The organism is Glycomyces paridis (assembly GCF_004912155.1).
GTDB classification, from domain to species: Bacteria; Actinomycetota; Actinomycetes; order Mycobacteriales; family Micromonosporaceae; genus Glycomyces; species Glycomyces paridis.
In genome coordinates this window covers 91,891-109,442 of sequence record NZ_STGX01000015.1, presented here as the reverse complement: position 1 = coordinate 109,442, position 17,552 = coordinate 91,891, and the positions used below count along the sequence as shown (strand labels likewise).

The following is a 17,552-nucleotide window of genomic DNA, read 5'->3' as shown; positions in this document are numbered from 1 at the left end:
AGGTGCCGCGTGCGGGGTGGGTGGGGGCTTAGGCTGCGGCCGTGGACTTGGACGGGTTGTCGGTGCAGTTGGTGGTGCTGGCGTTGGCGGCGGTGGCGGCGCCGTTGCTGGTGGACCATGTGGAGCGGTGGGTGCGGTTGCCGAGCGTGGTCGTGGAGATCGTGCTGGGGATCGTGATCGGTCCGCAGGTGCTGGGGTTGGTGCAGACGGGGCCGTTGCTCGAGGCGGTGTCGCAGTTGGGTTTGGCGATGCTGTTCTTTCTGGCGGGGTTCGAGATCGATTTCCGGTCGGTGCGGGGGCGTCCGATGGGGTTGGCGGGTGCGGGGTGGTTGGTGTCGTTCGGTCTGGCGGCGTTGGGGTTGTGGTTGGCGGGTGCGGGGGCGGCGGTGTTGATCCTGGCGATCGGGGTGTGTTCGACGGCGTTGGGGACGATTCTGCCGATCGCGCGGGATGCGGGGTTGTTGGCGGGGCCGGTGGGGCCGCATCTGATGGCGGTGGGGGCGGTGGGCGAGTTCGCGCCGATCGCGTTGCTGGCGTTGTTCTATTCGGAGGGTGCGCATTCGGGTCGGACGACGTTGGCGATCGCTTTGGTGGGGTTGGCGGTGGGTGCGGCGGCGTTGGGGTCGTTGCGGCGGTCGGCGCGGGTGGGTCGGTTGCTGTCGGCGACGTTGGGGACGAGTGCGCAGTTGGCGGTGCGGTTGTCGGTGCTGGTGCTGTTGGCGTCGGTGCTGTTGGCCGCGGAGATCGGGGTGGACATCGCGTTGGGGGCGTTCGCGGCGGGGGTGTGCATGCATGTGCTGCTGTCGGCGTTGGACGACCGGGAGGAGGCGCTGGTGCAGTCGAAGTTGGACGGGATCGGGTTCGGTGCGGTGGTGCCGGTGTTCTTCGTCTATACGGGGGTGACGTTCGATCTGGACGAGTTGTTGGGGTCGGCGGTGGCGTTGGTGTTGATTCCGGTGTTCTTGGCGGTGTTCGCGGTGGTGCGGGGTGTGGTGACGTGGGTGTCGGCGCGGGGTGTGCTGGTCGGTGGGGAGCGGGGTGCGTTGGGGGCGTTCGCGGCGACGCAGTTGCCGATCGTGGTGATCGCTTCGGGGACGGCGGCTGAGCGGGGTCTGGTGTCGGCGGCGGTGGCGGCGGCGATGGTGGGGGCGGCGATGGTGTCGGTGCTGGTGTTTCCGCTGGTGGGGTTGCGGTGGGCGCGGCGGGACACGTCGGCGGTGTCGGTGGAGCCGATCTAGTCGGGTCTCAGCGTGGGGGCGTAGGGGTGGATACGTCGGTGCGGTGATGTGCGGGTGCGGTGGGGGCGGCGAGGCTCGGGGGTATGAGAAAACTGCGTCGTCCTGTGTATCGGTTCTTCGTCGTCGTGCATGTCGCCTCGTCGGTGGCGTGGCTGGGGTTGTCGTTGAGCCTGTTGGTGCTCGCGGTGCGGGCGTTGACGACGTCGGAGGCGCGGGTGCAGTTCGCGGCGGGGACGGCGATGGAGGCGTTGGCGTCGGCGCTGGCGTTGCCGTTCGGTGCGGTGGCGATCGTCTCGGGTGTGGTGTTGATGTTCGGGACGCGGTGGGGGCCTTCGCATAAGTGGGTGCTGACGAAGCTGGTGGCGACGGTGGCGGCGTATGCGGCGACGGTGTTCGCGTTGCTGCCGGGCCTGGGGGTGTTGGCGGCGACGGTGGATCCGGGTGTGCTGCGGGTGGTGGACGAGGGCGTGGTGGCCGGGCCGATCGTGTCGTCGGGCGTGTATCTGGGGGCGACGGTGCTGTCGTACGTCAAGCCGTGGGGACGGGTTGGCGGGCGGCGGGCACCGGTCCGAGCGCGAGTGCCCGCCGGTAGTGCTCGATGAGGGCGTCGCCTTCGGCTTCCCAGGTGCGGGTGCGGACTTTCATGCGTCCGCGTCGGCCCCATTGGCGCAGGACGTCGCGGTGGTCGGCGAGGGCGGCGACGGTGGTGGCGAGGGCGGCGGGGTCGCCGGCGGGGAAGTGGGTGCCGTCGACGCCGGGGTCGACGAGTTCGGCGGCGCCGCCGGTGTCGACGGCGACGACGGGGACGGCGGAGGCGTGGGCTTCCTGGACGGTCTGCCCGAACGTCTCGAACGGTCCGGTGTGGACGAACAGGTCGAGTGAGGCGTAGAGGCGCGAGAGGTCGTCGCCGCCGAGGGCGCCGAGGAACGATGCGCCGGGCAGGAGCCGTTCGAGGGCGCGGCGGCGGGGCCCGTCGCCGACGACGACCAGGCGCACCCCGGGGAGGCGGGCGAGGTCGGCGAGCCAGTGGAGCTGCTTCTCGCGGGCGAGGCGCCCGACGTAGCCGACCAGGAGATCCCCGTCGGGGGCGAGGGCGTCATGGAGGGCGCGGTCGGCGTAGCGGGGGTGGAAGCGGTCGGTGTCGACGCCGTGGGGCAGAACGGCGACCGAGCCGATGCCCTGGGCGGTGAGGGACCGGGCGGTGCATTCGGACAGGGCGAGGTTGACCGCGGCGCGGGAGTGGATGGAGCGCAGGCGGTGCCATACGAGCTGCTCGAAGGCGGTGAGGTGGTAGGCGCGGGTGTAGGCGGGCAGGTCGGTCTGCCAGACGGCGACGGCGGGGACGCCGCGGCGCTGGGCCCAGGCGGCGGCGCGGGCGGTGTAGCCGAAGGGGCTGGCGAGGTGGAGGACGTCGGGGCGGTGGGCGTCGAGGGCGTCGTCGAGCGCTCGGGTGGCCAGGCCGGCGCGGAAGTGGCGGTAGGCGGGCAGGCGCACCGAGGGGACGTGGACGACCGGCCAGTCGAAGGCGGGGCGGGGGCCGGGCCCGGGGGCGGGGGCGACGACGACCGGTTCGACGCCGCGCGCGGCCAGGTGGGCCGCGGCCCGCGCGACCGAGCGGGCGACGCCGTTGACCTGGGGCGGAAACGATTCGGTGACCAGTGCGACTCTCATGACCGGAGCGTAAAGGCGCAGGTGGGCGCCGGAGGGAACCCGACATGGCGGGGGCTTGAACCCCCAGGGGACATTCCCGGCCCTGCCGGGGCGCGGGGCGGTGTCGTACCCGTGCGGTAGGTATTGGAGGATCGCACTGGCCGCCCGCTCCAGGTCGGCCGCACACGTATGAAGGAGCCCTCGATGTCACTGTCGAGTGCCGACATCGCCCATCTGGAATCGGTGTTGGCCCAAGGGAAGAAGCCCAAGGTGGTGTTCACCGACGCCGCGGGGCAGATCGCCGGGCGGGCCGGGAAGGTCGTCGCCCTCGACCCCGCCGGCGTCGACGACTTCGTCACCGTCGCGTTCGGATCCGACGAGCTGCCGTTCGCCGCCGCCGAACTGCGCCTGCCCGCCCCCGGCGAGGGCGCCCGCCGCACCGCCGCGCCCCGCCAGCGTTCGCACGAGCCCACCGGGCCCGGCCTGCTCCCCGACGAGCCCAAGCCGCAGCCCGCCGCCACTGAGAGGAAGACCGTGACCACACCTGAGGCGCCCGCGCCCGCCGCCGAGGCCGCACCGGTCAAGAAGAAGGCCGCCCGTCCCCGCGCCGCGCAGGCCAAGCAGGCCGAACTGACCATCACGCTGACCTACGAGGACGGCGAATGGGCCGTGGCCGCCGCGCGCGGAGCGCGCACGGTCGTCAAGGGCGCCAAGGTCGCCCACCCCGCGGCCCTGGCGATGTGCCAGGCCTCCGGTTCGGACGAGGTCGCCGAGGTCGTGTCCGAACTGGTCGAGAAGATCCGCTCCGAAGCCGCCGAGGAGGCCTCCCGGCTGCGCCGCCAGCTCGAAGAGGCCGAATCACGCCTGGCCGAACTGAACTGACCCGTGCGGGGGCGCGCGTCGCCGCATCACGCCCCCGCACCGACCAGTCGACGCGACCGAGCACCGTACGCGACCGTTCGATCGGACCGAGCATTCGATGAGACAGTGGACGACATGACGAACGAGGACGCCAAGGGCCTGCCTGCGGGCGTCAGCGCCCCGGCGACGCGGGCGCTGGCCGCCGCGGGGATCACCACGCTCGATGCGGCCGCGGCGCTCAGCGACCGCGAACTGCTCGCGCTCCACGGCGTGGGGCCCAAGGCGGTGCGGCTCATCAGGGAGGCCGCCCGGTGATCAGTCCCGGGCGTGCTTGATGTAGATCATGACCGCCTCGCGGGTGGTCTTGACGCCCAAGGCCTGACGGGCCGCGGCGATGCGCCGGTTGGCCGTGCGCAGCGACACGAACTCGGCCTCCGCGGCCGCCGCGATCGTCGAACCGGCCGCCAGCCGCGCCAGCAGCGCCCGCTGCTCGGTGTCCAGGTCCAACCCGTCGGCCGCCTCGACCTTCCCCGGCGTCACCCCCAGGGGCCCGACACGGCGCAGGTCCGAGGCGAGGGTCAGCGCCAACTGCCCCGAGGCCACCGCGACGATCCCGGCCCCCCGCGCCGCCGCCAGCACCGCCTGCGAGGCCGTGTGCTCGTCGGCCACCGCGCCGTGGCACACCAGGCGCCGCTCGGCCAGATCCCACGCCGGCTCCAGCAGCGCGAACCCCCGATGCGCCGACCAGCCCGCCGAAGCGCACCGTCGCACCAGCGCCTCGGCGTCCTGGAGGGCCGCCACGACGTGCAGCGGCACCGCGGCGCTCACGGCTCACCGCCCTCGGAGGCCGACAGCAGGACCGCCGCCTCCGTGCGCGTCTTCGCGCCCAGCTTGCGCATCCCCGACCGGATGTGCGTCTCGACCGTCTCGGCCGTGATCCCCAGGATCTCGGCGATCCGCCGCGACGGGTGCCCCGAGGCGACGTGGCGCAGCACCTCCGACTCGCGGTCGGTCAGTCCCCCGCCGCCCCGCGCCGAGCGCCGGTCGCGGCGCACGTCGTGCTTGCGCAGGCCCCGCCGGGCCCGACCGGCCAGGACGATGAGCCCGTGCTCGTCGGCGATCCGCTCCGCGGCTTCCAGCGCCGCCACCGCCGACCGCGCGTCCCCCGAGTGCACCGCCAGCGCCAGCAGGCAGCGGACCTGCTCGCGGGCGGCCAGGCCGTCCCATGCGGTCGCGGCCTGCGCGAACGGTCCGGGTGCGGCCTTGTCCCAGGCGGTGAGGGTCGCGTCGACCGGTGCGGGCCAGGGCGCGGGGGCGGCGGCGACCGGTTCGGTGCCGGTGTCGTAGGCGATCCAGCGGCCGGTGATGTGGGCGAGGCCGCCGACGAGGCCGGGGCGGGCCTCGGGGGCTTCGGGGCCGGGTTGGCCGTCGAGCCAGGCGGTCTCGTGTTCGAGCCAGGCGACGAGGCCGTCGAGGGCGGCCGGGGCGTCGTGGAGGCGGGCGAGGCGGGCGCGGGCGGCGCCGAGGGCGCCGGTGTCGGCTTCGGCGAGGGCGATCGCGGCGGCGATGAGGGTGTCGGCGACGGCCGGTAGGGCGTGGTCGGCGAGGGACTGGGCGGCGGCGATGACGTTGTCGAGGCCGGTGCCGGACAGGACCAGGCACCAGGCGGCGGCGGCGAGGAAGCGGGTCTGCCAGGAGTAGGCGCCCGCTTCGCCGGCGCGGTCGGCCGCTTCGTGGGCGACGGCTTCGGCTTCGACGAGGCGGGCGGCGTCGGCGAGGGCGATGACGCGCGACCAGGCGCACCAGGCGGCCGTGGTGGCGTCGCCGGCGGCCCGGGCGAGCGCTTCGGCGCGGGCGAGGGCGTCGGGGTCGTCGCCGGCGAGGGCGGCGGCCAGGCCGGGGTGGGCGATGTGGGGGTGGGCGGCGGCGATGTCGGCGGCGAGGTCGGCCCGTTCGTGGGCGGGGGCGCACAGCAGGCGCAGCTGGTCGGTCTCGGGTCCGGGGGGTGCGGCGTCGAGGGCGGCGCGGGCGCGGGGGGTCTCGCCGACGGCCAGGAGGGCCCAGGCGCGGACGACGGCGGCGTCGCCGTCGGTGGGGGCGTCTTCGAGGACGGCCAGGGCCGCGCCGGTGCGTCCGGCCTCCAGGGCGGCGCGGGCGGCGGCGACGGCGTGGACGGGGTCGAGGTCGGCGGCCAGCAGGAGCGCTTCGGCGCGGCTTTGGGGGCGGGCGTCGCCGGCGGCGGCCAGGGCGGTGGTCAGGGCGAGGGCGTCGTTGCCGGCGGCGTGGGCGTGGCGGGCCGATTCGACGCCGGTCGTGGCCGCGGCGAGGTGCTCGTGCATGGAGCGGCGGGCGTCGGGTTCGAGGATGCCGGCGGCGACTTCGGCCATCCACGGGCTCACCGGGCGCAGGTGGGCGCCTTCGAAGACGGCCAGGCCGGCGTCGGTGAGGACGGTGGCGCCTTCGCCGAGGAGGCTCGGGTGCGCCGGGCGCCCGAGCAGGCCCAGGGCGGCCAGGGCGGTGCGTCCGGCGCGGGGCAGGTCGGCGATCGCGGCGGCCGCGGCCGAGGCGGGGTCGGCCGGTTCGTCGAAGCCGGCGGCGTCGCCGTCGTGGTGGGCGGCGCGTTTGGCGAGGGCGGTGAGGGCGAGCGGGTTCCCGCCGGCGCGGACGGCGAGCGCGGCGACCCGGGAGGGCGCCAGCGCGGGTGCGGCCTCGGCGACGAGGCGGACGGCTTCGGCGTCGGTCAGGGCCGGGACGTCGATGACGGTGGCGGCGGCCAGGAGGCGGTCGAGGGATTCGCCGGTGAGGCGGTTGGGGGTGCGCAGGGCGGCGGCGACGGGCAGGCGTTCGGCGAGGACGGGCAGGACGGCGAGGGTGGCCGCGTCGCACCATTGGAGGTCGTCGATGAGGAGCAGGCCGCCGCGGGTGCGGGAGTAGACCGCTTCGGCGAGGAGCGGGAGGTCGTCGGCGGGCATGCGGGCGCGGGTGGCGCGTTCGAGGGCGAGGGCGGGGGCGCCTGAGAGGGTGGCGAGGCCGCCACCGGCGTGGACGGGGCGTTTGGAGGCGCGCGCGAGCCGCTCGAGCAGTCGGGTGCGTCCGCAGCCGGGCGGGCCGGTGACCACGACCAGGCCCGGGCCTGCCAGTGCTCCGGCCATGGCGCGCAGTGCGTCGTCGCGGTCGGCGGGGCCGGGCGCGGGCGCGGTGGCGGGGCGGGACCGGGCCAGACCGGGGGTGGGCGGCGGGGCGGCCAAGGGGGCTCCTAACGCTGTGGCACGAATGGGGGAGGCGGCCGGGCGGCTGCGGTTTGTATCGTCGTGATGTCGGCGGCCTGCCGACGCCTCTCATGATATTGCGGATGCTTCGATGCCGCAGACCGGCGTCGGGCGGCCGAGCGCCGGGACTGACGGAGAGGGCGGACGCGGAGGCATGGTGGCAGGGCAACTCACCACGAGCGTGGCGGGCATGTGCGAAGAGCTGGCCGGCAAGGTCAGCGGCGCCTCGCGCCCCGTGGTCGAGGACGTGGCCTCCCGGCTGGGGCAGCCGTTGCGGGTGGCGGTCGCCGGGCGTCTGAAGGCGGGGAAGTCGACGCTGGTGAACGCTTTGATCGGTCGGCGTGTCGCGCCGACGGCGGCGGGCGAGTGCACGCGGGTGGTCACGCAGTTCCGCTACGGTCCGGCCGACCGGGTGGACGTGGTGGCGCGCAACGGGACCAAGCATGCGGTGCCGCTGGACGCCTCGGGGATGATCCCCACGACACTGCCGATCCCGGCCGACGAGGCCGCGATGATCGACGTGCAGTTGTCTTCTGACCGGCTGCGGGATCTGACGGTGGTCGACACGCCGGGCCTCCAGTCGGTGAACACCGATATTTCGGAGGCGGCGCGGGAGATGCTGTTCGCCGCGCCGATCGCCGAGGACGTCGACGACGATTCGCGTGCGGCGGTGGAGTCGGCCGAGGCGATCATCTACGTGTTCACCCAGCAGGTCCGCGCCGACGACGTGGAGGCGTTGGACGCGTTCGCGAAGGCGTCGCAGCAGATGTCGTCCTCGCCGATGAACGCGCTGGGGCTGTACAACAAGGCCGACAAGCTCGCGCCGGGGCCGGGGCAGGACCCGTGGCCGGTGGCCGGGCCGATCGCCGCCGACCAGGCCGCGGTGCTGCGCCGGTCGGTGTGCGACGTGGTGCCGGTGGTCGGGTTGCTGGCGGAGACGGCCGAGGCGGGGCTGCTGACGGCCGCCGACTGCGAGGCGCTGCGCACGCTAGCGGGGTTGGACGAGGACAAGCGGGCGCTCATGCTCGCTTCGGCGGGACTGTTCTTGAACACCGAGGGGCCGGTGGACCGGCATCAGCGCCAGCGCCTGCTGGAGCGCCTCGATTTGTACGGGATTCATTTCGCGATCGCGCATTTGGGGGCGAATCCGCATCTGGCGACCGGTGAGCTGGTGCGGCTGCTGTTCGCCGCTTCGGGGTTTCCGCGGTTGCGCACGACGTTGCATCAGATCTTCGGGGTGCGGGCCGATGTGATCAAGGCGGGGTGGGCGCTGGCGCGGCTTGATGCGGCGGCGGCCTCGGGCCCGGCGGCGGACCGGGATCTGCTGCGCGGGGCGGTGGAGTCGATCGTGGCCCGGCCGGAGTATCACCGTCTGCCGTTGCTGGAGGCCGCGGCGCAGGTGACGACGGGGCAGGTGGCGTTGCCTGAGGCGATGGAGGCCGAGGTGGCGCGGTTGGCGTTGACCGATGACGCCGGGGTGGTCTTGGGGTTGCCCGGTGAGGCGCGGCCGCAGTTGCGGCGTGCGGCGATCGAGGCGGCGGCGCGGTGGCGGGCGTTCGCGAACGGCGGTGCGACACCGTCGCAGGCGCGGGTGGCGAACGTGGTGCATCGTGGGTTCCACCTGCTGGCCCAACGGCTCGGTTAGTTGACAGCGTGTTTGACATAAGGAGTGCAAAGTGACGATTCGACTCGGCGGACCGCTGGTGGGGGCCCTGGTGGGCCTTGCCGCCGCCGCCCTCGGCGCGGTGTTCCTCACCGGCGGGTTCGATCCGGTGACGTTGGCCGTCGCGGCCGGGTCGGTCGTCGTCGCCGCCGTCGTCGCCGTCGTGTCGGGGCGTTCGATGACGCCGCCGCAGGCTCCGGTCGAGGCCCCTCCGGCGTTCCCGTCGGGTCCGGGTGCGCCTTCGGGTCCGATCCCGGTGCAGCAGTTGGGTGAGCCCGCTCGTGCGGCGCAGGCGATCGCCGACCGGACGGTCCTGGTCGAGACGTGCATCTGGATGCGCGACAGGGCGACGTCGCCGGCGTTGGCGCAGCATCTGGACGGGACGTTCGCTCGTGTGGGGGTGTCGTTGGTGGATGCGACCGGGCAGCGGTTCGATCCGGCGGTGCACGAGGCCGGGGCGACGGTGGCGGCCTCCTCCCCCGCCGAGGACGGCATCATCGCTCGTACTGAGACGCCCGGTTACTCCGATCGGGGTCGGCTGCTGCGCCACCCGATCGTGACCGTCTACCGCGGGCAGGTGCGCGCATGACCGACACCGCCGCTCCCGCCCAGTCGGCCGCGCCGGCGAAGAAGGCGCAGCCGAAGCCGAATCCGGCCCAGCAGATCCACAAGCTGTGCGCCCGTGCCGCCAAGGCCGGGAACGCCTCGTTGCGGACGGTGGACGCCAAGGCGGCCGCGGAGGTCGACGAGGTCGCCCGCTGGCAGCCCGACAAGCCCGTGGCCGTCGTGGTCGGCGAGACCAAGCGCGGCAAGTCCTCGCTGGTGAACGCCCTGTTGGGGATGCCAGGGCTGTCGCCGGTGGACGCCCAGGTGGCGACGACGGCGTATCTGGAGTTCGCGTGGGCCGAGCAGGCGTCGGTGCGCGCGTGGCAGCCGGGCGCGGCCGACCCGATGCTGCTGGGCGTGGGCGACCTGCGCAACTGGGCGACCCGGTTGGGCACGATGCCGCCGGGGATGGTGCCGCCGCGGCGGATGCTCGTGGGGCATCCTTCGGCGCTGCTCAAGCACATGTCGATCGTGGACACGCCCGGGACGGGCGGGCTCGACCCCGACCACGCACAGATCGCGCTCGAAGCGGTGGCGCGGGCGACGTGCCTGATCATGGTCACCGACGCGTCCTCGCCGATGGCGAAGACCGAGCTGGACTTCCTGTCCGAGGCGTCCAAGCGGGTCAACTTCGTCGTGTTCGCTTTGACGAAGACGGACACGTACCCGGGTTGGCGCACGGTCATGGAGGAGAACCGGTCGCTCATCGAGGCGCACGCCCCGCGTTTTCGCAGCGCCCCGCACTATCCGGTCTCGGCGATGCTCGCCGAGCACGCTTTGGCCTCGCAGGGGCCCACGCGTCAGGCCCTGGCCCGCGAGTCGGGCATCGGGAAGATGCAGCGGGCCCTGGTCAAGGTCGGTTCGGCCGGGAAGGCCCTGGTCGCGGCGAACGTGGTGCGCGCGGTGCGCACCGAGTTCCAGCGCCTGGCGGCCTCGGCGGCCGAGGACATGAAGGCCTACGACCCCGATCCGGAGGCCGCCAACCGGTTGAAGGAAGAGAAGAAGCAGGCCCTGGCGGTGCGGCGCACCGAGACGAAGAAGGCGAACCTCGCGCTGCGCGTGGAGACCCAGCGGGCCAAGATCGAGGTCCAGGGCCGGTTGCGCACGCACTTGGCGGAGCTGGAGGAGGCCCTGCTCGACGAGGTCGAGAAGGCCAACAAGGCGGCCCTGGAGTCGCTGCCCCAGCGCGTGGACATCGCGTTGCAGGGCATCGCGGCGCGCCTGTCGGGCGAACTGCACCAGCGGTTCGTGCTGCTGGCCGAGCGGGTGCTGCGGCAGGTGTTCAACGACGACGAGCTGCGGCAGGCGACCAGTGCGATCTCGGCGGGGCTGCGCACGGCCGCGTCGGGTCGGGCACGCCGGGACGCGGCGAACGACGGCGCGCTGCTCATGGCGTCCTCGGCGGGTGTGGCGATGATGGCCGGGCGCGCGGTGTCGATGGGCGCCGGCGCGATCGGCCTGGGCGCCTTGACGGGAATCGGCGCGGTCGCGCTGTCGGCCTCGGGCATCGGCGTGGGTCTGGCGGCGGCGGCGTTCCTGCTGTACCGGCGCAAGATCCAGGGGAACCGGCAGGCGGCCAAGGGCTGGGTGCAGCGGATCATCGCCGAGGCGCGGGCGAACCTGAACGAGGAGATCAGCTTCCGGTTCACCGAGGTCGAGTTCGTCTTCAACTCCACGCTCGACGACGCCCTGGAGCGCCGCGCGGCCGAGTTCGACGCGCGGATCTCGGCGGCCGAGAACGCCGCGAAGGCCGACCAGGCCGCGCGCGCCAAGAAGCAGGCCGCGCTCAAGCAGCGACGCGACTCCATGGCCAGCAAGGTCAAACAGCTCGACGAGGTGCTGGCCAAGGCCCGCACGCTCGTCCCAGGAGAGGCGGAAGCCGATGGATGATTTCGACCCGTTCGAACCTGAGGCCGACGGCGAGGACTTCGCCGACGCCGAGTTCGGCGACGAGGACGCGGACGCCCCCGACTTGGACGCCTTCGACGACGCCGAGGTTCCCGGCGACGAGGATCTGGACGCCTTCGCGTTCGAGGACGAGGGCGGCGAGGACTTGGACGAGGACTTCGCGGTCGAGGCCGACTTCGAGGACGGCCACGACGAGGGCGGCGAGGACCCGGCCGGGGACGAGAGCGCGTACGCGGCCACCTATGAGGACATGCTGCTGGCCGAGGCCGACAACCCGCCGAGCTTCCCGCCCGAACTGGACCTGGACCTGCCCGAGCCGGTCGACGGCTACCCGTGGGTGGACCTGGACGCGATGGGCACGGCCGAGGCCGAGCCGTGGGTGAACTCGGTGGAGACCTCGCAGTACGCGCTCGCCGACATCGACGACCCCGCCGCTTCGGCGCTCGCGCGCTTCTGGCAGGGCTGAGGACGGTCCGGCGGGCCCGGCGGCCGCCGTACCGGACATCGAGTGGCCCCGCACCGGGAGGTGCGGGGCCACTGTCATGGACGAGCCGCGGACGCGAGGTGTCACCCGGGCGCAGCACCGCGCCATCACCGCCGACACCTGCATCGACAATGGTGAATGGCTGGGGTGTGCACTGTCCGATGTCACCACCACAGACACCGGACGGCAATGGCGCCGCGAATGGGACGCTCCCTCCGGCGAGCACGCACTCACGGTGCGCGCCACCGACGGTGAGGGAAACGTGCAGACCAGCGCGGTCGCCGGCGTCGTCCCCGACCGCGCTGCGGGCCTCCACAGTGTCACCGTCACGGTCGAATGAGGCGCATCCGAGTGAAAATCTCGGACCTGGCGACACCGAAAGAGGCGAAGCGGCGGTAGATTGGCTCCATTACCGTCGAGTCCGACGCCCGATTCCCCCTCGCCGGGCACAGGCCCGTCCCCGTACGAACCGACCGGGAGCCGCGTGGTGAACGAACCAGACCACTACCGCGTCCTCGGGGTGAGCCCGCAGGCACCCAGACCCGAGATCCAGGCCGCCTACCGCCGACGCCTGCGCGAGACCCACCCCGACCGCGGCGGAGACGAGACCGAGTTCCATCTCGTGCAAGGCGCCTGGGAGACCCTCTCCCATCCGGGGCTGCGCCGCGAGTACGACCTGCTGCGCTTCGGGCGCCGCGCGGCCCGCCGCTACGGCAAGGCCGCCGCCAAGCCCTCCCACCGCAAGGTCCGCGGCTGGAACGTCGCGCCCGCACCCGAGCCGAGGGCGCGGTCGCTGTCGACCGAGGGCGCTCTGGTCGCCGTCCCCTGGCACGCGCGCCTGCGCCGGGCCCGGCCGGTGCACCGGCCCTCGGTGTGGACGGCCGCGGCCCGCAGCACCGCCGTCGCCGCGATCTGGGCGTTCTGCGGCCTGGGCTACCTCGGGCAGGCCCTCGCGGCCGACTCGTGGCTGTTCCCGGCGCTGGCGATCCCGGTGACGATCGCGATCGCGATGATCGTCATCGTCCAGACCTCGCGCGCGCTGCGCCGCCGCTACGACACCGCGCCGCACCCGCCGACCGGGCGCCTGGTCCTGGCGTTCCTGTTCGCCGCGGCCGTCATCTGGGTCGCGGGCCTGAGCACCCCGTGGGGGTGGGCGCTGGGCGTGTACGTGCTCACCGGCGCGAGTCTGGCGTGGACGGTCAGGCGCCTGCGGTGGACGATGGCGCTGCGCCGCTCGGTCGGCGGGGCCCTGCGCCAGTTCAACGCGTTCGGCCCGGCAGGGACGCGGCCGAAGGCCGACCGGCCCACCGGGAAGCTCCTGCGGGAGGTGCTGACAAATCTCCCGGCGGCGCGCCTGTTCGTGGCGCTGCCGGCCGAGACCGGGACAAGGGTGCCGCACGCGATCGTGTGCGGCGACCGGATCGCCCTGCTGTGCGCGCCGGTCGGCAGGGACGGCGCCGACGTGGACTCGGTGAACCTCCCCGAGGCCGTCGCCGCGCTCGCCGCGGCGGTGCCGGACGCCCATGTGCAGGGCTGGGTGCTGTGGCCGACCCTGCCCGAGACCGCCCGCGAGGGCGAGACCGCGGCCGTGCACGACGTCGCGGTGGGCCAGGCCGGGTCGGACATCGGCCTGTGGCTGGCCGCCGGCGGCGCCGTCTACGACCTGCCGGTGCTCCAGACCCTGCGGATGCGCCTGGCGTCGATCCCCGGGCCGCGCAGCGACGAGCTGACACCGGTCGCCCGCACCTGACACCGCGAGTCCCCGTGAGCAAACGCACCCTCCACAGGGGCGTGTTCTCCCAGTACAGTGCAGGCAATGGACGCCACCGCCCGGGCCGACGCGATCGTCGCCGACCGACTGCGGGCCGCCGCCGAACGCGAGGCCCTGCCCGGCAGGGCCGAGGGCGCGAGCGCGCTCGACCTGGCCGCCTCGCTGAGCGCCGGATCGGCGCACGCCGAACGCTTCCGGGCCGAAATCGTCGACGCCGTGCGGGGCACCGCCCTCGCGCTCGAAGCGGCCCGGCCGCACCCGACCGACCTGTGGGCCGCCGCCGCCGCGGCGCACCCCGACCCGTCGGTGTGGTTCGAGCAGGCCGTGCTCCTGGGCCACCCGACGCACCCGCTCGCACGCTCGCGCGGGGAGTTGACCGACGACGAGATCCGCTCCTACGCGCCCGAGCACGGGGCCCGGTTCGACCTCCACGTGTTCGACCTGCCGCGCGTGGACACCACCCCGTTCTGGATCACCTACTGCCGCAAGACCAATGAGCTGCCGGTCCACCCCTGGCAGGCGGCCAGGCACGGCCTCGCCGGGCCCTCCAGGACCTGGGCCGACGCGGCACCGCTGATGAGCCTGCGCACGCTCTCGGTCGGCGACCTCCACGTCAAGACCGCCGTCGACCTGCAACTGACCTCCGCGGTCCGCCACGTCTCGGCCGCGGCGGTCCACAACGGACCGCTCCTCGCCGGGCGGCTCAAGGCCCCCGCCGCACGCTGCGGGATCAGCCTGCTGCCCGAACGCGCGGGCATCGCCTACGACGAGGAGGGCCGCGCGCTGCCGCACCTGGCCGCGATCGTGCGCCTGGCCCCCCACGCGAGCGGCCACCCGCGGGCCGTTCCGCTCGCCGCGCTGGCCGAGCCGTGCCCTTCGGACGGTCGGCCGATCGCCGTGGCCTTCACCGGCGACGACCCGCAGGCGTGGTGGGAGGCCTTCGTGGCGGTGGCGCTCGCGCCGCTGCGCCTGTTCGCCGCGACCGGCGTGGCCTTGGAGGCGCACGGGCAGAACACGCTCGCGTCCTTCACCGGCGACCGGCCGACGAGCCTGGTGTACCGCGACTTCGGGGGCGTCCGCGTCCCGCCCGAGGACTGGCCCGACATTCTCGGCGACCTGCCCGAACCCGACCCGCGGGCGCGGTTGACGAAGCTGCTCGCCGCGCTGTTCCCGACCACGCTCACATCGATCGTCGAGGCGTTCGCGGCCTGGTCGGACACCGACCCCGGCCAGTGGTGGTCGACGGTGGCCGACGGGGTGCGCGCGCTGGATCTGGAGCCGTGGATCGCCTCGGCGGTCCTGCGCGAGCCGTGGCCGATCAAGGCCACCACCGCGATGCGCCTGGCCGACGATGCGACCGACGACATATGGGTGAACGTCGACAACCCGCTGGCGGCGGCGTGACGCTCGCCGGACAGGTCGCCGCCGCCGCATGGCGCGAGAACCTCGCCGGGTACCGCGACGGCCCGGTCCCCGAAGGCGCGAACGAAAGCGCGTTCAACCAGCTCGCGTGGGCAAAGGCGCCCGAGGGCGACGCCGTCGCCGCGCTCGCCGCGATCCTCGGCGAACCCCCGCCCGCGCACCTGGCGGCCGAACTCGACTCGGCCCGCACCGGACTCGACGTCGCACTCCCCCGGGCCGCCGCCCGCTCCCGCCATCTCGCGGGACTGGCGCACCGGGCCGGGACCGACACGCTCGCCGCGCTCGCCGCCCGGTGCACCAAGGACGCCGACGCGACCGCGCGGCTGCTGGAGACGCTCGCGACCGAAGGGCACCAACTGCACCCGTGCGCGCGCACCCGCCTCGGCTGGAGCCGCACCGACCTCGAACGGTACGACCTCGAAGCCCCCCGGCCCGTCCCGATCCGGCTCGTCGCCGACCCCGGCCGGGTCCTGGAGCGCTCGGGCACCGACTTCCGCGACCACCCGATGCTCGCCGGACTCGACCTGCCCGACCCGGTCCTGCCCGTCCACCCCTGGCAACTGGAGCACCGCGTCCTGCCCGGCCACCGCGACCTGTTCGACGCCGGGCGCCTGCGGGTGCTCGAAGCGACCGTGGCGGCCTGGCCCACCGCCGCCGTCCGCACCCTCGCCGGGCACCGCGCCCCCGGCTACCTCAAACTCGCCCTGGGCATCCAGATCACCTCCACCAGGCGCGACATCTCCCCCGCCACCGCCGCCCTCGGCCCGGCCCTCAGCGCCGCAGTGCGGCGCCTCGACGACGGCTCGGGGCACCGGATCGTCGCCGACGTCGCCGGGGCCTGGCTGCCGGGTTCGCGCGACCTGACGGCCCTCGCCCGCGAGAGCCTCGCCGCCCACGCCCCGCCCGGCACCGTGTGCGTCCCGGCCACCGCCCTCGCCGCGACCTCCCCGGTCACCGGCATGAGCCTCGCCGCCGAATACGCGCACTGGTCGGGCGATCCGGCCGCATGGCTGCGCGACTACGCGAAAGCGTTCACCGGGCCCGTCCTCGCCAAGGCCCGCATGGGCGTCGGCCTCGAAGCGCACCTCCAGAACAGCCTCGTGGCGATGCGCGGACACCGGCCGGTCGCCGCGCTGACCCGCGACCTCGGCGGCGCCCGCATCCACACCCCGAGCGTCCCCTTCGCACTGACGCTGCCGCCGGGCAGCCCCGTCGACGCGCCGAGCATGGACGACGTGCGCGCCAAGGTCGCGTACACGCTGTTCCAGAACCACTTCGCGGCCCTCGCCGCCGCCCTCGAACGCGACCTCGGCCTCGACGCCGCCGCGTTCTGGTCCGACCTGGCCGACCACATCGCCGGGCTCGACCTGCCCGCGGCCGACCGCGACGCCTACCTCGCGCCGAAGCAGCCCACCAAGGCCCTGCTGACGATGCGCCTGCGACCCGGCCGCGACATCGAGGCCCTCGTGGACAACCCGCTCGCGGCAGGACGCCGATGACCGCCCCGGACGCCGCCCTGGGCGCTGCGATCGGCGCCCTCGCCTCGCCCGCCAGCGCCTGGATCTACGACCCGTCGGTCCTCGCCGAGCGCCTCGCGCGGCTGCGGGAGGCCTTGGCGGGTCACACGGTCCTGTACGCGATGAAGGCCTGCGCGAACCCCGGGATGCTCGCTCGCGCGGTGGCCGAGGCCGACGGGATCGAATGCGCCTCCGGGGGCGAGCTGGAGGCGGCGGCCGCGGCCGGGGCCGCCCGGTTGGCGTTCTCGGGGCCGGCGAAGACGGCCGCCGACCTCGCCGCGGCGGCGGCGCGGGGGGCGTGGGTGCACGCCGAGAGTCTCAGGGACCTCGACGGTCTCGCCGCGGCCGGTCACACCGGTCCGGTGGCGCTGCGGGTCAACCGCGGCGGGGCGCTGCCGGGCACGCACCAGATGACGGGGGCGCCGACGCCGTTCGGGTTCGACGAGGGCGCGGTGCCCGCGGCGCTGGAGCGGGCGCTGGCGCTGGGGCTGGACGTGGCGGGGTTCCATCTGCACGCCGTCTCCAACTGCCTCGACGCCGCCGCGTACGCGCGCCACGTGCACGGGTCGCTGGCGTGGTCGCATACGGCCGCACGGGGCTTCACGCTGCGGTATGTGAACGTCGGCGGCGGATTGGGGGCGGATCCGCGGGGGCCGGTGATCGATGTGGGCGCGCTCGCCGAGGCGTTGGGGCGCCCCGACACTCGGGGCGCGGAGCTGGTGTTCGAGCCGGGGCGGTTCCTGGCGGCGCCGGCGGGCTGGTACGTCGCCGAGGTCCTCGACCTCAAGTCGGTGCGCGGGCAGGCGTTCGCGCTGGTGCGCGGGGGCACGCACCATTTCCGGCTCCCGGCGGCCTGGGGGTACGCGCATCCGTTCACGGTCGCACCGGGGCCGCGCGAGGAGGCGGTGTGGGAGGACGTGGAAGTGCGGGTGTGCGGGGAGTTGTGCACGCCCAGGGACGTGCTCAACGGCGGGCAGCGGGTCGCCTCGATCGCGGTGGGCGACCGGCTCGTGTTCGCGAACGCGGGGGCGTACGGCTGGGAGATCTCGCACGACCGGTTCCTGGGGCACCCGGGGCCCCGGCAGGTCCTCATCTGATCGGCGGATACGCAAGCGTTCGCCAGGGTCTACGATGAAGGGCCCTCGGCGTCGCGGGTCCGTCCC

Annotated in this window: 16 protein-coding genes; 12 read left to right on the top strand and 4 right to left on the bottom strand. The window is 74.3% G+C overall.

Annotation, left to right across the window (positions count from 1 at the left end; translation table 11 throughout):
• Positions 1-41 precede the first annotated feature (41 nt).
• Positions 42-1,238, top strand: coding sequence for a cation:proton antiporter (locus E9998_RS19080; protein ID WP_136531283.1), 1,197 nt, complete (start codon positions 42-44; stop codon positions 1,236-1,238).
• 7 nt (positions 1,239-1,245) lie between these two features.
• On the opposite strand, the gene E9998_RS19075 is transcribed toward E9998_RS19080, so the two are convergent.
• A complete protein-coding gene (locus E9998_RS19075; protein WP_136531282.1) occupies positions 1,246-1,770 on the bottom strand; it encodes a hypothetical protein in 525 nt (174 codons plus the stop codon).
• Positions 1,767-2,909, bottom strand: coding sequence for a glycosyltransferase (locus tag E9998_RS19070; protein WP_136531281.1), 1,143 nt, complete (start codon positions 2,907-2,909; stop codon positions 1,767-1,769). Before E9998_RS19070 ends, E9998_RS19075 begins: the two co-directional genes overlap by 4 nt.
• Before the next feature lie 183 nt (positions 2,910-3,092).
• On the opposite strand from E9998_RS19070, the gene E9998_RS19065 reads away from it, so the two are divergent.
• Entirely contained in the window at positions 3,093-3,770 is a 678-nt protein-coding gene (locus E9998_RS19065; RefSeq protein WP_136531280.1) for a hypothetical protein, read from the top strand.
• Between the two features lie 114 nt (positions 3,771-3,884).
• The gene (locus E9998_RS19060; RefSeq protein WP_136531279.1) at positions 3,885-4,064 is read left to right on the top strand and encodes a helix-hairpin-helix domain-containing protein; all 180 of its coding nucleotides are present in this window, start codon (positions 3,885-3,887) and stop codon (positions 4,062-4,064) included.
• Here the strand turns inward: E9998_RS19060 and E9998_RS19055 are convergent, their stop codons facing one another.
• Both E9998_RS19055 and E9998_RS26845 read right to left on the bottom strand, forming a co-directional pair.
• Entirely contained in the window at positions 4,065-4,577 is a 513-nt protein-coding gene (locus E9998_RS19055; RefSeq protein ID WP_136531278.1) for a LuxR family transcriptional regulator, read from the bottom strand. It lies immediately after the preceding gene.
• A complete protein-coding gene (locus E9998_RS26845; protein WP_204745535.1) occupies positions 4,574-6,997 on the bottom strand; it encodes a helix-turn-helix transcriptional regulator in 2,424 nt (807 codons plus the stop codon). Before E9998_RS26845 ends, E9998_RS19055 begins: the two co-directional genes overlap by 4 nt.
• 211 nt (positions 6,998-7,208) lie before the next feature.
• Here E9998_RS26845 and E9998_RS26840 point away from each other — a divergent pair, with 211 nt between their 5' ends.
• The 9 genes from E9998_RS26840 to E9998_RS19005 all read left to right on the top strand — a co-directional run bounded on the left by E9998_RS26840 (position 7,209) and on the right by E9998_RS19005 (position 17,486).
• A complete protein-coding gene (locus tag E9998_RS26840; protein WP_275669524.1) occupies positions 7,209-8,663 on the top strand; it encodes a dynamin family protein in 1,455 nt (484 codons plus the stop codon).
• A gap of 31 nt (positions 8,664-8,694) precedes the next feature.
• Complete coding sequence (locus E9998_RS19040) at positions 8,695-9,270, top strand: nucleotide exchange factor GrpE (RefSeq protein WP_136531277.1); 576 nt, start codon at positions 8,695-8,697, stop codon at positions 9,268-9,270.
• Positions 9,267-11,177 (top strand): dynamin family protein, encoded by a 1,911-nt coding sequence (locus tag E9998_RS19035; RefSeq protein WP_136531276.1) that lies wholly within the window; start codon positions 9,267-9,269, stop codon positions 11,175-11,177. The genes E9998_RS19040 and E9998_RS19035 overlap by 4 nt, the downstream gene beginning before the upstream one ends.
• Positions 11,170-11,661 (top strand): hypothetical protein, encoded by a 492-nt coding sequence (locus E9998_RS25475; RefSeq protein ID WP_158299882.1) that lies wholly within the window; start codon positions 11,170-11,172, stop codon positions 11,659-11,661. Before E9998_RS19035 ends, E9998_RS25475 begins: the two co-directional genes overlap by 8 nt.
• 76 nt (positions 11,662-11,737) lie before the next feature.
• Positions 11,738-12,019, top strand: coding sequence for a molybdopterin-binding protein (locus tag E9998_RS19025; RefSeq protein ID WP_136531275.1), 282 nt, complete (start codon positions 11,738-11,740; stop codon positions 12,017-12,019).
• Positions 12,020-12,166: 147 nt separating this feature from the next.
• Positions 12,167-13,429, top strand: coding sequence for a J domain-containing protein (locus E9998_RS19020; RefSeq protein WP_158299881.1), 1,263 nt, complete (start codon positions 12,167-12,169; stop codon positions 13,427-13,429).
• A 66-nt stretch (positions 13,430-13,495) separates the two neighbouring features.
• Positions 13,496-14,854 (top strand): IucA/IucC family protein, encoded by a 1,359-nt coding sequence (locus E9998_RS19015; protein ID WP_136531273.1) that lies wholly within the window; start codon positions 13,496-13,498, stop codon positions 14,852-14,854.
• Positions 14,851-16,371 (top strand): IucA/IucC family protein, encoded by a 1,521-nt coding sequence (locus tag E9998_RS19010; protein ID WP_158299880.1) that lies wholly within the window; start codon positions 14,851-14,853, stop codon positions 16,369-16,371. Before E9998_RS19015 ends, E9998_RS19010 begins: the two co-directional genes overlap by 4 nt.
• The gene (locus tag E9998_RS19005) at positions 16,368-17,486 is read left to right on the top strand and encodes a type III PLP-dependent enzyme domain-containing protein (RefSeq protein ID WP_136531271.1); all 1,119 of its coding nucleotides are present in this window, start codon (positions 16,368-16,370) and stop codon (positions 17,484-17,486) included. The genes E9998_RS19010 and E9998_RS19005 overlap by 4 nt, the downstream gene beginning before the upstream one ends.
• Positions 17,487-17,552: the final 66 nt, after the last annotated feature.